This is a genomic window from Hydrogenophaga taeniospiralis (assembly GCF_020510445.1).
Classification (GTDB): domain Bacteria; phylum Pseudomonadota; class Gammaproteobacteria; order Burkholderiales; family Burkholderiaceae_C; genus Hydrogenophaga.
On record NZ_JAHBAG010000001.1, the window covers coordinates 1,241,912 to 1,255,874 of the forward strand.

The 13,963-nt window shown below is 63.6% G+C and carries 14 protein-coding genes; 2 read left to right on the forward strand and 12 right to left on the reverse strand.

The features are described from left to right. Nucleotides 1-321 precede the first annotated feature (321 nt). Nucleotides 322-2,712: an Ig-like domain-containing protein gene (locus KIH07_RS06110; RefSeq protein ID WP_226491117.1), complete on the forward strand. Its 2,391-nt coding sequence runs from the start codon at nucleotides 322-324 to the stop codon at nucleotides 2,710-2,712. After that, nucleotides 2,709-3,122 carry a hypothetical protein gene (locus KIH07_RS06115; RefSeq protein ID WP_226491118.1) on the forward strand — a complete coding sequence of 138 codons (414 nt, stop codon included), beginning with the start codon at nucleotides 2,709-2,711 and terminating at the stop codon, nucleotides 3,120-3,122. Before KIH07_RS06110 ends, KIH07_RS06115 begins: the two co-directional genes overlap by 4 nt. Nucleotides 3,123-3,241: 119 nt before the next feature. Here KIH07_RS06115 and KIH07_RS06120 read toward each other — a convergent pair whose 3' ends face one another. The 12 genes from KIH07_RS06120 to KIH07_RS06175 all read right to left on the reverse strand — a co-directional run bounded on the left by KIH07_RS06120 (nucleotide 3,242) and on the right by KIH07_RS06175 (nucleotide 13,628). Continuing rightward, nucleotides 3,242-3,763 carry a type II secretion system protein gene (locus tag KIH07_RS06120; protein ID WP_226491119.1) on the reverse strand — a complete coding sequence of 174 codons (522 nt, stop codon included), beginning with the start codon at nucleotides 3,761-3,763 and terminating at the stop codon, nucleotides 3,242-3,244. Continuing rightward, nucleotides 3,750-4,148: a type II secretion system protein gene (locus tag KIH07_RS06125; RefSeq protein ID WP_226491120.1), complete on the reverse strand. Its 399-nt coding sequence runs from the start codon at nucleotides 4,146-4,148 to the stop codon at nucleotides 3,750-3,752. Before KIH07_RS06125 ends, KIH07_RS06120 begins: the two co-directional genes overlap by 14 nt. Nucleotides 4,149-4,151: 3 nt before the next feature. Continuing rightward, complete coding sequence (locus tag KIH07_RS06130) at nucleotides 4,152-4,676, reverse strand: type II secretion system protein (protein WP_226491121.1); 525 nt, start codon at nucleotides 4,674-4,676, stop codon at nucleotides 4,152-4,154. Continuing rightward, the gene (locus KIH07_RS06135; RefSeq protein ID WP_226491122.1) at nucleotides 4,673-7,015 is read right to left on the reverse strand and encodes a secretin N-terminal domain-containing protein; all 2,343 of its coding nucleotides are present in this window, start codon (nucleotides 7,013-7,015) and stop codon (nucleotides 4,673-4,675) included. The genes KIH07_RS06130 and KIH07_RS06135 overlap by 4 nt, the downstream gene beginning before the upstream one ends. Next, nucleotides 7,012-7,566 (reverse strand): hypothetical protein, encoded by a 555-nt coding sequence (locus KIH07_RS06140; protein ID WP_226491123.1) that lies wholly within the window; start codon nucleotides 7,564-7,566, stop codon nucleotides 7,012-7,014. The genes KIH07_RS06135 and KIH07_RS06140 overlap by 4 nt, the downstream gene beginning before the upstream one ends. Beyond that, nucleotides 7,563-8,108 carry a hypothetical protein gene (locus tag KIH07_RS06145; RefSeq protein WP_226491124.1) on the reverse strand — a complete coding sequence of 182 codons (546 nt, stop codon included), beginning with the start codon at nucleotides 8,106-8,108 and terminating at the stop codon, nucleotides 7,563-7,565. The genes KIH07_RS06140 and KIH07_RS06145 overlap by 4 nt, the downstream gene beginning before the upstream one ends. A gap of 71 nt (nucleotides 8,109-8,179) precedes the next feature. Then, complete coding sequence (locus tag KIH07_RS06150; protein ID WP_226491125.1) at nucleotides 8,180-8,758, reverse strand: hypothetical protein; 579 nt, start codon at nucleotides 8,756-8,758, stop codon at nucleotides 8,180-8,182. Further along, nucleotides 8,755-9,582, reverse strand: coding sequence for a hypothetical protein (locus KIH07_RS06155; RefSeq protein ID WP_226491126.1), 828 nt, complete (start codon nucleotides 9,580-9,582; stop codon nucleotides 8,755-8,757). The genes KIH07_RS06150 and KIH07_RS06155 overlap by 4 nt, the downstream gene beginning before the upstream one ends. Next, nucleotides 9,563-11,149 (reverse strand): GspE/PulE family protein, encoded by a 1,587-nt coding sequence (locus tag KIH07_RS06160; RefSeq protein WP_264181803.1) that lies wholly within the window; start codon nucleotides 11,147-11,149, stop codon nucleotides 9,563-9,565. The genes KIH07_RS06155 and KIH07_RS06160 overlap by 20 nt, the downstream gene beginning before the upstream one ends. A 122-nt stretch (nucleotides 11,150-11,271) precedes the next feature. Further along, the gene (locus tag KIH07_RS06165) at nucleotides 11,272-12,477 is read right to left on the reverse strand and encodes a type II secretion system F family protein (RefSeq protein ID WP_226491128.1); all 1,206 of its coding nucleotides are present in this window, start codon (nucleotides 12,475-12,477) and stop codon (nucleotides 11,272-11,274) included. A gap of 10 nt (nucleotides 12,478-12,487) precedes the next feature. Next, nucleotides 12,488-12,919: a type II secretion system major pseudopilin GspG gene (gspG, locus tag KIH07_RS06170; RefSeq protein ID WP_226491129.1), complete on the reverse strand. Its 432-nt coding sequence runs from the start codon at nucleotides 12,917-12,919 to the stop codon at nucleotides 12,488-12,490. Between the two features lie 13 nt (nucleotides 12,920-12,932). Next, nucleotides 12,933-13,628, reverse strand: coding sequence for a lytic transglycosylase domain-containing protein (locus KIH07_RS06175; RefSeq protein WP_226491130.1), 696 nt, complete (start codon nucleotides 13,626-13,628; stop codon nucleotides 12,933-12,935). Between the last annotated feature and the right edge of the window lie 335 nt (nucleotides 13,629-13,963).

A 13,963-nucleotide genomic window follows, 5' to 3' on the forward strand; every position in this document is an offset into this window, starting at 1 on the left:
CGGCACGCGCTGAAAGGCAGTCCATGCGCTGCAAACCTGGTACATCACCGGACCGAGGCGGGGTTTGCAGATAAGCCTGCGCCAACCAAGCCAAACACCCAATTGCACGGGGATTTGGCTTTCGAAGAATGGATCCACTTGACCGGAAACCCGCCGGTTTAAGGGGCACTTCGTCCGACCCATCCACCGAACTGAAGCCGCCGCTGGAAAGCGGTGGCTTTCACCGAGCCAAGGTCCCACCGAGTGCCGCTTTTGATGCCGCAGCGCGCCGTCAAGAGGTCCTATCCGTTTGATTGACAGCCCAACCGAGCAGTTTCAAGAATGACCCAGCATCCGCGCGCGTCCCGAATTCTCAAGTCGGCCCTGTTGGGCATGAGCCTTGTGCTGGCTGCGGCACTGGGTGTTGTGCCAGCGCAGGCATCGGCCGCGCCGACGGAGGCCACGCGCCTCATCTTCAGCGAAGGCCAGCGCCTCAATCAGCAAGAACTCTCTGCGGCGCAAGAGGGTGTGCAGGCCAAGAGCACTGTGTCGGCCAGCAGCATCACGCGCGTGCCGGTATACCGCTTCTACAACAGTCAGACCGGTGCGCACTTCTTCACGACCTCCGTCAGTGAGCGCGACCACATTCAGGCGACCATGCCGCAGATGGCTTATGAAGGCATCGCCTTCGAAGTCAGCAGCACCGCCTCCAGCGGGCTCGATCCGGTCTATCGGTTCTACAACCCGTCCACTGGGGTTCACTTCTACACCATCAGTGAGTCCGAGAAAGACCACCTGGTGGCCAACGCACCCTTCATGCAGCTCGAAGGTGTTGCCTACTACGCCAGCAAGCTTGCGGGTTCAGGCCGAAGGGCTCTGTACCGTTTTTACGTGGCCTCGGGCGGGTTTCACTTCTACACGGTCAGCGAAAGTGAGAAAAACTACGTGGTGGCCAACTTGCCCAACTACCAGTACGAAGGCATCGGCTACTACGTGCTGGGAGCCAACCAGGCCCCCACGGTGGCCCTCACCAGCCCCACCACTGGCGCCAGCTTCGCCGCCCCGGCCGGCATCACGCTGAGCGCACAAGCCGAAGACACCGACGGTAGCATCGCCAGCGTGGCCTTCTACAACGGCGCCACCTTGCTGGGCACGGACACCACAGCGCCCTACAGCTTCAGCTGGGCCAATGTGCCAACCGGCAGCTACAGCCTTACCGCCAGAGCCACCGACAACAACGGAGCGACCACGACCAGTGCGGCTGTGAGCGCCACGGTAAGCGCAGTCAATCAGCCTCCCACCGTTGCACTGACCAGCCCAACAACGGGCGCCAGCTTCACCGCCCCGGCCAGCATCGCCCTCACCGCCAACGCAGCAGACAGCGACGGCACAGTGGCCAGCGTGGCCTTCTACAACGGCGCCACCCTGCTGGGCAGCGACACCAGCGCGCCCTACAGCTTCAGCTGGAGCAACGTGGCGGCCGGCAGCTACAGCATCACCGCCGTGGCCACCGACAACAGCGGCGCCACGACCACCAGTGCGGCGGTGAGCGTGACCGTGGGGGCGACCAACACACCGCCCACGGTCAACCTGACCGCGCCACTCACCGGAGCCAGCTTCACCGCCCCGGCCAGCATCGCCCTCACCGCCAACGCAGCAGACAGCGACGGCAGTGTCGCCAGCGTGGCCTTCTACAACGGCGCCACCCTGCTGAGCACCGACACCACAGCGCCCTACGCCTACAGCTGGACCGGCGTGGCCGCAGGCAGCTACAGCCTCACCGCAGTAGCCACCGACAACCAGGGGGCCACGACCACCAGTGCGCCGGTAACCGTGACCGTGAGCAGTGGCCCCATTGAAATCACCTACATCCACACCGACATCAGCGGCAGCCCGCTGGCGGCGACGAATGCCAACGGCAACATCGTGTGGAAAGAGAACTACCAGGCCTACGGCGAGCGCCAACTGCAGCAGCCCGGCAGCGAGGGGCAGGGGCAGTGGTTCCATGGCAAGCAAGCCGATGCGAGCACGGGGCTGCAGTACTTCGGTGCGCGCTACTACGACCCGGCGGTGGGCCGCTTCATGGGCGTGGACCCGGTGGGCTTCCAGGAAGACAATCTGAACAGCTTCAACCGGTATGCGTATGGCAACAACAATCCGGTGAAGTATCTGGATCCGGATGGGAACAGTGCTGAGGAAGTAAAAGTCTGGGTTGCAAATTGGTGGAGCATGTCCCTTGCGGGCTTTCAGTCTGCGACTCCCGGAGAAACTGCTCTTAAAGTCCTTGAAGGCAGCCCTGCAGGAGCGGGTGCAATAGGTGGTGCCGGGTTTTTCTTTAAGGGCGGGGCTGGTGTTGCAAAGGGTGTAAGCGCCACAAAGGGCATTCCGGGCATAGACAAACCGTTCAGAGCAGCCAACGCACTGCATCCGCCGAATGCTGCCGTGGTCGAGAAAATGAATAGCCTACGGATCTGTAGCGGGACGGACTGCTCCGAGATTGCCAGTGCTCTGCGAGCTACGGCTGGTGAAGGGCGGATACTGCGGGTGACGGGTCAAGGTGGTAGTGATTTGCGCTTGATGGAGTACGGAAAGATCGACGGTGGCTTCAAATACCACGAGGTCTTCACGGACGGTAAATACATCTACGATCCGCGACTTAGCAACTCAGCAGTTCCGAAGGGTGACTGGACGCGAATGATTCAAGACCTCAATCCAGGAGCGGTAGTCAAATGAAAGCCACTGGCAGAGAAGTCATTGATGTGATCGAGAAGGTCATCGACTTGGAATGGTTTCGGTATGGAAGGGCAGAGGCGGATGGTGTTACGACCCACGTGCCGATCACCGTGTGGCGGTTTAAGTCGGCCGGCGCAGCTGATGAAGTGGCCAATCGCATCATTAACGCGCTTCGCTTTGTACTGAACGCCTTCTCGGGCAACGTGCACTGGACACTGAGGTTCTCAGAAAGGAACTGGGTGCTACTGCCGACGCAGGTCCAAGAACTGGAGAATTCGGGGCGGTTCAGAACGGATGGAGACCTCATGGATCATCTTTACCGTGAGGATCCCAGTCTCGGTCGCAAGGCCCACGAGGATCTTGCTGCGATTGCTGATGGACTAGCTCGCCAGTTGCGGATTTCAGACTGAACACTTGTTACAAAGGGTGGGCGGGCTCTAATCCGAAGTGCAACACCCAGAATCGAAGAGCGCCGAAAGCCAAAGCTACCCCTGACCCCTGACCCCTGACCCCTGACCCCTGCCCAAACTCAGGGCGCCCGCAAAGCCGGCATCCCAGCCACCTGTGCCGCAGGCAGGCCAAACACCCAGTCGCTGTAGCGTTGCGCCTGCTCGAAGCGGGCGTGGGCCGCGTCGAAGCCATGGGTCTTCAGCGGAGGGCGTTCCGACAGGCTGTGGATGCCGACGATGCGCCCGGCTGCGTCGTGGATCAGCCCCCATTGCGCCTGCCCCGTGATGGGGTCGGCGTAGAGCTTGCGCAGGTGGCGCCGCAGGCCGGGTGTGCGGGGGTCTTTGAGCAGGTCTTCAAGCGCCATCGGGCCGGCCAGCGTCAGCGGCGTGGGCGCCCGTGGGGTGTTTTCGCCCGGCGGGCGCACCCCCGCATAGCTGTGCAGCGCGTTTTCAAAAGCCTGCCCCACGTACAGCAGCTCGCGCTCGGCGCTGCGTTGGCCCATGGCGCTGCCGCGTGAGAGCGCGCTGGCGCCGGTGGCGGCCACGATAGCCACCGCCACCAGCAGCAAGACGTAGGCGAATCCGCGTTCACCAGTCCGCATATGGCTCTCCGGAGCGCGCGGTGCCCGGCGCGCCGCTGTGGATGTCGTAGACCTGGCCCTCCTGGCCGTCGGGGACTTCGACCACGCGCCAGGTGGTGGCGGATTCGGTGATCGGGTCCACCGGCAGGGCCCGCAGGTACCGGGTTTCAACCAGCTCTTCCAGGCTTTCCGGGTAGCGGCCTTTGTCGCCGTGGAAGCTGTCGATGACTTGCCGCACGGTCCGCAGGTTTTCCCGCAGGGTGGCTTCCTTGGATACGTCGATCTGCCGCGTGTACCGGGGCGAGACGAGCATGAGCAGCGTGGCCACGATGGCCAGCACCACCAGGAGCTCGATCAGGGTGAAGCCGTGGCGGCGATGCGATGGGGTGAGAGGCCGGCCGGTCATGACTCACCACGCCTTGAGCGGCACGCCATTGAGTCCGACCAGTTCTGAGCGCGAATACACGTCGTACACGTCGTCGCCGGCCTGGGGGTCCTGTGCGTCGCTGGCGTAGGCGCGCAGGCCCCAGGTGTCGGCGTTTGACGCCTGTGCATCGGCGTGGAATGGGTCGCGCGGAATGCGCCGCAGAAAGTACATCTTTGTGCGCTTGGGGTGGCGCCTGTCCTCGACTCCGTCGACCAGAATGTCCAGATCGGGCGGGTAGCCGGTGTCACCGGCTTGCCGGGTGATCCGGCCTTCATCCACCGCCCGCTTGTAGGCGTCGATGGCGTCGCGGATTTCTCGCAGGGCCAGCCGAAGCTCTTGTTCCTTGTGCCGCTGCCCCACGACCTGTGCCGTGGGCACCACGAGGGTGGCCAGCACGGCCAGGATGCCCAGGGTCACCATGAGTTCGATCAGGGTGAAGCCGCGGGAAGGGCGCGGGCCTGCGGCCGGGTGTGGCACCGCGGCCAGGGGCGGTGGGGCCCAGATCATGGGGTCACCACAAGCTTCATGGGCGGTGGTGGTGGCAGCTCAAGGGTCGCGCTCTGCAAGCCCACGGGCGCTGCCGCCGTCACGCCCAACGCGGTCTCGGGCGGCGACGAGCTCAACACCCGCACATTGAAGGTGGCCACCACGCCGGAGCCGCTGACGCCGCTCTCTGCCGCCGTGGTGGAGGTCAACACCACCTGCCCGGCGGGGTCCACCCGGTGCGCGAAGCTGCTCTTGCCGCCGCTGCGTTTGAAGAGGGTGCCCTCGCTGACCGACAGGATCTGCAGCGCCTTCGGATCGAAGGCGACCGATACCGGCAGGCTGACCACCGGTTGTTCGGACTGCAGGACCAGCTGGATCGCGACGGTGTCGCCCTTGCGGACCCGGCTGGGGCCTTGCCAGCGCATGCGGGTGGCTCCCGTTTCGGGGTCGGCGCCGTTGCCTGCGGGGTCGGCGCGGTCCTGGGCTTCTGGCTGGGCTTCACCGCTGCCGGGTGCGCCCGGCAGCGGCGGGGCCAGAGCGGGGCCGCGTGCGGGCTCGGCCCGCGCGTCAGCGGCAATGGCGCCGGCCGGGAACGATGCGCCCAGAGAGGCTTCGGTGCCCGAGTCGAACTCCAGCGTGGATGCGCCCGGGCGCTGGATGTTGCGCAGGATGCGGGGGGTGATCGACAGCACGATCTCGGTCTTGTTTTCGTCGTCGAGGTGGCTACCGAACAGCCGGCCGGCAATAGGCAACTCCCCGAGCCCGGGGACCTTGTTCGCCGCCGAGCGTTCCTCGTTGCTGAGCAGGCCGGCCAGCACCTGGTTTTCCCCATCCTTGAGCCGAAGCACGGTCTGGGCGGAGCGGGTCCCGATGCGGTAGGCCACCGAACCGGCCTGGGTCTTGAGCTGATCGACGATGGTGCTCACCTCGAGCGCCACATTGATCGCCACCTCGCCGTCCACGTAGACCGTGGGCTCCACGTCCAGCTTGAGGCCCACATCCACGTAGGTGATCGACTCGGCCACGAAGCCCGTGGCGCTGGACGTGCTGGTGATGTTGGGCACGCGGTCGCCGATCAGGATTTTTGCCTTTTGCCGGTTGCGCACACGAATGCGCGGGTTGGCCAGGATTTCACCGTCGGAGTCCACCTTGCGGGCATTGATGCTCGTGCTACCCACCGACGCGCCGATGGTCCGGCCCGTGCGGTCCCGGCCCACGCTCCAGAGATCGGCCAGTGTCAGCCCGCTTTCGTTGGCGCCCAGGGGGGTCAGGCTGAGTTGATCGGGCCAGCGAACGCCCAGCTCCAGCAGGCGTTTGCGGTTGACTTCGAGCACCTCGACTTCCAGCATCACTTCGGGTTCGGCCACGTCGTGCGCCGCCACCAGCTTTTCGGCCAGGGCAATGGCCTCGGGCGTGTCGCGCATGACCAGCATGTTCAGCTTGTCGTCGGACACGAGGTCGCGCGTTTTCAGGATGGTCTTGAGCGTGGCCGCGACGGTCTTGGCTTCGGCGTTCGAGAGATAGAACACCCGGACCTTCAAGGGTTGGTATTCGCGCACCTTGGCTTGCGTGCTGGGGTGGATCAGCACGGTGTTGCCGTCCAGCACCTGCTGCTCAAGCTGGTTGGTGAGCAATGTCAGGCGGATGGCGGCGTCGATGGTGGAGTTCCTGAGGTAGATCGACGTCTTCTGATCGAGCTTGACCTCCCGGTCGAAGAGGAAGTTGATGCCGGATGAGCGCGAGATCACCTCGAACACCGACTTCAGGGGCGCGTCCTTGAACTCGATGGTGATGGGCTTTCGAAAGGCGTCGCTGAGGTTTTGGCGGTTGCCGCCCCGTTTGTCAGCGTCGGCTTTGTCAAGCGCCTGGGCGATGCGCAAAGCATCGGGTTGGCGTGGGTCTTCGATCAGGATCTGCCGGACGTGGTTGCGTGCTTTGTCCCACTCCTTGCGCGCCATGGCGGCTTTGGCCGCGGCAGCCCACTCCCGGTGCCGGTCTTGTGTTTCCAGTGCATGCAGCAGGTCGCCCGAACGACCGGCGGCCCTGGACGTGGTGGGGGTACTCGTGAGTGCCTGGCGGGCCTGCTCGGTCTGACCGCGGTCCAGGGCCTGCTGCACTTGGGTGCGCTCTTGATGCGCGGCGGCGTCCTTGGCATTGGAGGTTGCCAGTCGGTAGCGGGCGGAGTCTGGCTCCAGCTGGCTGGCCTGCTCGAACCGTTGGGCGGCTTCGGCGTGCTGCCCGGCGCGGGTCAGGCGCTGGCCTTGAAAATTTTCCCATTGCGCCGCACAGCCCGAGAGCAGCACAACGATGGCCAAGCTCTGGCAGGTCCAGCGTGCGGTCAGACGACTCGGGGCCTTCATGGGGCTTCTCCGATGTACAGGGTCTGGGTTTGTTCGAGGGGCAGGTAGGTCAGTGTCATGTGGGGTGGTGCGATGCGATCAACGCGGTAGCTCTGTGCAAACTGGCTGCCTTCACGGACGATGTGGCTGTGGTCCCCTCGGGCCAGATAGACCTCCCAGGCGGCGCCGTTCCATTGCTTGCCGAGCAAGGTGAATGGCAATGGTGGTGCGGTCGGCGGCGGTGGCGGCAGTGGTTTGACCGTGGGTTGTGGCTTGGGTGGGGGCGTCCAGTTGTGTTGACCGAACAGGTCGATGGGGCCTTGGGTAGCCTGTTCCGCTGCGGGTGCGGCCCAGGCGCTGCGGTCCTGGATGGGCAGCAGCGCCACCACGTCCGTGGTCGGCTTCTTGTCCTGCTTGGGTCGGGCGCCACCGGCGACCGGTTGCACGATGTCGGCATCCGCCTCGGGCGGTGGGGGTTGCCAAGCGAGCAGGGCCGACAACCCGAGCAGCGGCAACCACAGCCACCAACGGCGGTGCGCGCCTGTCGGCGCGGGTCTTGTGGTGGTGCTCAAGATCCCCTCCCGGGCTGGGTTGTCTTGATCGTCGGCGCCGTGGTGCCCGGCGAAACCCAGATGGACAGCTTGAGCGTGACCTCCGGGCGATCCTGAGCGACGTTCTCGCGCTGGATGACGATCTGATCGATGCTGAGACCGGGAAACTGCTGCAGGGCTTGCAGCATGAACGCTTTGAGTTGCGGATACCGGGCTTGCACGGGCAGCGTGACCTGCTGCTGGACCAGGCCCCCGAATCCTTGGGTGTCTTGCCGGAAATCGGCTTGCTGCAGGTCCAGCTGGTGTTGCGTGCCCAGGGCGTACAGCTGGCGCATGATGCGATTGACATCGCCCTGGGGGTAGGCGACGCGATACAGGGCGGACAGGGTCTGTTGATCGGGCGAAGCGGGGGCTTTGGGAGCTGCTGGCTGCCGCGCTGCCGTCGCGATCGAGCTTCGCAATTTGCCGATGCGCACATGGGCCTGCTGCGACTGGGCCTCCACCTGCAGCCGCACCAGATGCGCGGCCAGCGCGATGACCACGGCGCCCGCCAGCAACAGCATGCCCCAACCGTGTCGCCACAGCCAGACCCCGGTGCGCAGGCGAAGGGATGCGCCCCAATGCATGATGAGTCTCAAGAGCCTTCCTTCAGCTTGAGCTGGAATGTCAAGCGAACCGGCCTGTTCGGGTCCTGGTCGTTGGTGCTGTGGCGGCGGTAACTGACATCGCCGAACACGCCTTGGTGGGCCAGGTCGCCCGCATAGGCGATCACGTGGTCGATGGAGGTGGATTCGGCTTCGATGGTCAGTACGCCATGGCCATCGGGTTCGAGCCGCAGGATGGCGATCTGGGGGGGAGTGAGCTGCTCGATGGTGGCGAACACCTTGGGCCACGGCGTGTTCAGTCGCTGTATGACGCGGTTGATGCCTTTGCGGGTGTCTGGCGGCAGTTCCGATGCCTGGTCGGTGGTGCTCGAAACTTCGCGCGTTGATCGGGTCGCGGCATGGGCGATTTGAGTTTGCAGCGCAGACTCGGTGTCGCTCAACGCCCGAAATTGGCCCAGGGCGTGCCAGCTTTCCACGGTGGCCCAGCCCGCCAGCGCGAGGGCCACCAGCAGGACCAACCAGGACATCGACTGGCGACGGGGGAGGCTTGCATGTCCCCACATCCGCAGGGACGGGGAAGCCTCGAACCGGATGGCGTGGTTTTTCAAGGCTGGACTCCCATGTTGAGCAACCGAACGGCGGCACGCAGGTGGCTGGACGCCTCATCGGGTGGCGGGTCTGCTTCGGGGCCCTGCGGGCCTTGGTTCCATGCGTGCTGCAGTTTTTCGTCAGCCCAGCACAGGTTGCGTTGGCCGGGGGTCTGGTGGTGTGTCGTCCCCAGATGCAGCCAGTGCAAGGTTTCGTCAGGCCAGGCCGTTCTCAGGCGCTCGCGCTGCCATTCGTCCACCAGGTGCTGTTCGATCAGGGGCGTGGATGCTTGCCCACTGAGCCGCCAACTGCGCAGGTGCAGATGCCTGCCACGGCGCCGGTAGACGATATGGGCTTCGAACGGCGTCGTGATGGCACACCAGCCGTCGCGCACGCCCCTGGCGTCAAGGCGGGCAGCTCCAAGCGAAAAGGGCGAGCTGACGATCGGCGCCTTGCCCATGGCGCTGAACAAGGTCCGTGGCAGCGCCTGGCAGACAAATGGCCGATCGGCTCGCCAGTCTCCTTGCACGACCCAATCCCTCTCGTGATTCATGGCGCCCAATCGCTGGTGGGCATGGGCGCGGGCCACGCTCGCCAACTCGGTCAGACTGCGAACACCCTCTGGAACGGGCTGCAGCCACAACGGCATGACCGAGCTGCCGATCACCCACAAGGTCCGGCTGGAAGCCTTTGGCGAGAGCAGCTCGGCCCATGCGGCGGACTCAACCGGCGCGTGCCCGGGGATGCATGTGATGGGCTTGCCGACGTGGGTGTCGGTCCATGCGGTCGAGTGGGGGGCGACGACGACCACCCGCGAAGGGGCATCAGATGGAAAGCGTGACACGGCGCACCTCCTCCAATGTGGTCAGGCCCTTTCTGACCAGCGTGAGGGCTGAGCCCTGCAAGGTGGCGAACCCGCGTTGTCTTGCGTGGTCCTTGATCCGTTTGACGGCCGCGCCCTGAACAATCAGTTCGCGCAGTTCGTCGTCCAGCAGCAGGATTTCCGCAATGGCGCGACGGCCCCGGTAGCCGGTGCCGCGGCAGTCCCCGCAGCCGCACCCTTTCATGAATTGATACGCCTGCGCCTGCTCGTCGTTGAGTGCAAAGCGCCGCAGGTCCGCCGCGTCGGGGACGTAAGCTTGGCTGCAGTTCGGACAGTTGATGCGGATGAGGCGCTGCGCCCAAATGCCATTGAGGGCCGAAGCCAGGGCGTACGGGTCCAGCCCCATGTGGGTGAACCGTCCGAACACGTCAAAGACGTTGTTGGCATGGACTGTGGTCAGCACCAGATGACCGGTAAGCGCTGACTGCACGGCGATTTCAGCGGTTTCTTGATCCCGAATCTCGCCCACCATGATCTTGTCGGGATCGTGGCGAAGAATCGACCGCAGGCCCCGGGCAAAGGTCAGGCCTTTTCGTTCGTTGACCGGTATCTGCAGAACCCCGGGCAACTGGTATTCGACGGGGTCCTCAATGGTGATGATCTTGTCTTGTCCGGTGTGGGTCTCGGTCAGGGCTGCATAGAGCGTGGTGGTTTTGCCGGAGCCGGTGGGGCCGGTCACCAGCAGCATGCCGTAGGCCGCCTGGGTCAGTTCTCTCAGCAACTCAATGGACCCGGTGTCGAATCCGAGGGCGTCCAGGCTGAGCCTGCCATGGGCTTCCACGATCGCTTGTTTGTCCAGAATCCGGATCACAGCATCTTCGCCATGGATGCTGGGCATGATGGAGACACGAAGGTCGATCAGGCGTTCCTGCGCCTGAACCTGAAAGCTGCCGTCTTGCGGTACCCGTCGTTCAGCGATGTCCAGGTTGGCAATGACCTTGATGCGTGAAATGACCTGTTCGGCCAGTTCCTTGCCGGGTATTTGCTTGATTTCATCCAGGACGCCATCGATGCGGTACTTGATGCAGAGACCCGAAGCCATGCACTCAAGGTGAACGTCGCTTGCCCCAGAGCGCAGCGCATCGTAGAGCGTAGAGCTGACCAGCCGGACGGCCGGGCTGGTGGCTTCGGCCACCGAAGCCAGGGAGAGGAGTTGCACGCCGGACAAGCGCTCCGTGGTGTCCATTGCCCCTGCCCCTGTCTCTGCGCCGAGCTGGTCCATGGCGCGAAGGGAGGACTCCTGCAGGTGCAGATAGGCATGGATGTCGTCGACCGTGGCGAGTGCGTGCTCGATGGCGCTTTGGGCGGCGTGTTCGAGTTGCACCAGAACGGATGTCTCAAAGGGGTCCGTCGTGACGGCGATCATTTTTCCGTTGATCGCGTCTGACATGAGGAGCGCACGTCGCTGTTGCGCCAACGTCAGTGGCCACGCGGAAAAAGCCGGTTCGAGCGCCTGCAGCCCGGCGCTGTCCAGCATGCGCAGGCCAAAGGCCCTGGCCAGTTCCTCGCACGCTTGGCGCACGGACATCCCTGTGTCGGAGGATATGACGTCGAGCAGCTGGCGCCCCTGCTGTTGTGCGAGGTCGTGGCAACGCCGAAAGTCTGGCGTTCGGGTGGGGGCACTGAGGGAGGATGGGGAGGCTGGATCGGTCACTGCAGGCTACCTGCCAAGTCAAAAACGGGGATGTACAGCAGGATCACGATCAGACCGATGACCACGCCGATGATGGCCATGAGAATGGGCTCGAAGGCTTTGGTGAACCGGTCGATCCAGCGGGCGGTTTCGGCTTCATGGAAGGCGGCGGCTTTGCCCAGCATGGTCGCCATTTGCCCACTGCGCTCGCCGACTCTCAACAGCCGGGCAGCCACCACGGTGGAGAGACCGTTGCTCTCCAGGGCGGTGGTCAATGGAGTGCCTTCGGTGACCTGTTGCCGTACGGCATCCCAAGCCACATGTCTTTTGGGTGTCAGGACCGCGCTCGCGAGTTGCATGGTCCGACCAATGGGGATGCCTCCTTCGAGCAGCATGCTCAGGGTCAGGTACAGCCGCGAGAGCTCCAGGATCTCGAGTCGCGGGGCGGCCCCGGGCAACATGCTCAGGGCCTGCCACCATTGACCCGATCGCCGTAAGCGAGCGATGTGCATGGCCCCGAGGGTGAGGACGGTTCCGACGAGAACCAGGGCCATTGCCTGGTGCGCGGCTATCCATTCCCCTGCATGGAGCAGCCACATGGAGGCCCATGGAAGATCGCGCCCCGACCCTTGGTACACCGAGGAGAATTTTGGAACGACATAACCCAGAAGGAACAAGGCGACGGCCGCCCCGACCACCGACAGGATGATGGGATAGATCGCTGCACCAATGATCTTGTAGCGCAGACCTTGTAGCTGGGTTTCGTAGTGGATGTAGCGTTGCAGTGCTTTGGGGAGATCGCTGGTGTCCTCCGCCGATTGCACAATGCCCACCAGAAGTGCGGGGAAAACACCAGCCTGGTGTTGCATGGCTTGTGACAGCCGCTGGCCTTCCTGCAGGTGGGACAACAATCGCTGCAGGACCCGTTGGCCCTGCGGACGATGGGCTCTCTCAAGCAATATCTCCAGGGCTTCTGCAATACCCAGGCCCGCGCCAATCAGGGCATGCAACTCCTGAACGAACAGCAACAAATTGAGTTCCGAATGGGCCGGTCGGTTTCCTAAACCCTTGAATGCGGCGGAGACCGGGCGCAGACTCAACGGGGTGAGTTGGCGTGCGACCGCTTGTTGACGGGCATCGATTTCATCGATGGCGTCAATCTCAAGGCTGATGATGCGTTGCCCGGAGTCGAGGGCACGCACCTGATACCGATTGCCATGCATGGCCGGGCCGTCAATGGCTGGTCACATCGGCGGCGTCACCCACACCACCTGGTTGACCGTCTTTTCCCAGACTGATGATCTCAAGGTCTTGCTCTTGTGAGCCGGGGTTGCGGTAGACGTAGGGACGGGACCAAGGGTCTGCCGGGACTGCCTTCTCCAGATAAGGGCCGTTCCATTTGCGCGCCAGTGCGGAGTCAGCCGGGGGGCGCATGAGCGCGTCCAACCCCTCTTGGGTCGAGGGATATTGCCCGACATCGATGCGATAGGTGTGCAGGGCCTTCATGAACCCCTCGATTTGTGACTTGGCCACGGCCTGTTCTGATCTGCCAATCTGTTTGAAGTACCTTGGTCCGACGTAAGCTGCCAGCAGCCCGATGATTGCAATGACGACGAGCAGCTCCAGCAGAGTGAATCCATGTGGTTGGCGGCGAACGAGATACATGGTGCAGGGTGGTTCAATCGGGTTGGCTCGGCCGCACACGGTGGCGATCCACTCGGGCGAGGACGGAAGGGACATAGATGAGGGTTTCGTTGTAGGCTGGAATCCGCATGCCATGACGCTGCACCGCGTTGCGCCCGGCGTTGTAGGCGGCCAGGGTGAGCGCCCAATTGTTGTTGTGGGCCTGGAGCAGGTCTTTGAGGTGGCGAATGCCGAAGTCCAGATTCTTCTCAGGGATATGCAACTCACGCGGGTCTCGCATGCCATAGGCCCTGGCGGTGTCCGGCATCAACTGCATCAGGCCCCTCGCACCCTTGGGTGAAACCGCACGCGGGTTGAACGACGACTCGACATCGATCAAGGCCAGCACCAGGGCCGGATCCATGCCATGGCGCTGGCTGATGTGTTCGACCAGAGGCCTGACCGCCTGGGCCTCGATCAAGGCTCGCTGCTGCGCAAGGGGTTGGTCGCGTTTTGCTTCCGTGCCTGGATTCGAGACCGGTGGTTTTATGGCGCCAATCTGCGTGAACTGGTAGTCGGGCCCTGTCGGGTGACTGGCCCAATGGGGCTGCCCTTGGGGGTCGATTTTGACGTAGGTCTGGGCATGCCCTACACCGTTCAGGAACATTGCAGTCAGGGCCAGACCCATTCCCACCACAACTCTGTGAGGCATGGGTGGATTCCTGTGGAAGGACCACAGCGGCAGATGCATTGCTTTCACTCCCTGCTTCCTACTTGTCGCCCCTCTGGGCAGAGAGGTTCATGCGCTGCTCGAACCGATGTAACGCTTATGGCCAAATGCAACTTGACTGTTTGATGTGTTGCAAATTGTGCTGCTTATGGTAGCAGTTTGAAGAAAGCGCATACCAAGACGCGAAACTCTCCGGCGTCTGCTTGGTCATCGCCGGGAGGTGGGGCGCAACCCATGCTCCGAGGCTCTGGAGTGCTTTGTTGAAGGCTGTGAGATAGAGGCGTGAATGGCCTTTGCGGACCGGCTTGACAGCACGGTGACGATAATTGCCTTGCTCCTTGTCTCCTTACCTGAAC

What these genes read in the sequence shown, in the direction of transcription:
- KIH07_RS06120 (WP_226491119.1), bottom strand. Translation starts at nt 3,763, where the DNA reads ATGCGGACTGGTGAACGCGGATTCGCCTACGTCTTGCTGCTGGTGGCG.
- KIH07_RS06125 (WP_226491120.1), bottom strand. Translation starts at nt 4,148, where the DNA reads ATGACCGGCCGGCCTCTCACCCCATCGCATCGCCGCCACGGCTTCACC.
- KIH07_RS06165 (WP_226491128.1), bottom strand. Translation starts at nt 12,477, where the DNA reads ATGCATGGCAATCGGTATCAGGTGCGTGCCCTCGACTCCGGGCAACGC.
- KIH07_RS06130 (WP_226491121.1), bottom strand. Translation starts at nt 4,676, where the DNA reads ATGATCTGGGCCCCACCGCCCCTGGCCGCGGTGCCACACCCGGCCGCA.
- KIH07_RS06115 (WP_226491118.1), top strand. Translation starts at nt 2,709, where the DNA reads ATGAAAGCCACTGGCAGAGAAGTCATTGATGTGATCGAGAAGGTCATC.
- gspG (WP_226491129.1), bottom strand. Translation starts at nt 12,919, where the DNA reads ATGTATCTCGTTCGCCGCCAACCACATGGATTCACTCTGCTGGAGCTG.
- KIH07_RS06145 (WP_226491124.1), bottom strand. Translation starts at nt 8,108, where the DNA reads ATGCTGTTGCTGGCGGGCGCCGTGGTCATCGCGCTGGCCGCGCATCTG.
- KIH07_RS06110 (WP_226491117.1), top strand. Translation starts at nt 322, where the DNA reads ATGACCCAGCATCCGCGCGCGTCCCGAATTCTCAAGTCGGCCCTGTTG.
- KIH07_RS06135 (WP_226491122.1), bottom strand. Translation starts at nt 7,015, where the DNA reads ATGAAGGCCCCGAGTCGTCTGACCGCACGCTGGACCTGCCAGAGCTTG.
- KIH07_RS06175 (WP_226491130.1), bottom strand. Translation starts at nt 13,628, where the DNA reads ATGCATCTGCCGCTGTGGTCCTTCCACAGGAATCCACCCATGCCTCAC.
- KIH07_RS06160 (WP_264181803.1), bottom strand. Translation starts at nt 11,149, where the DNA reads ATGTCCGTGCGCCAAGCGTGCGAGGAACTGGCCAGGGCCTTTGGCCTG.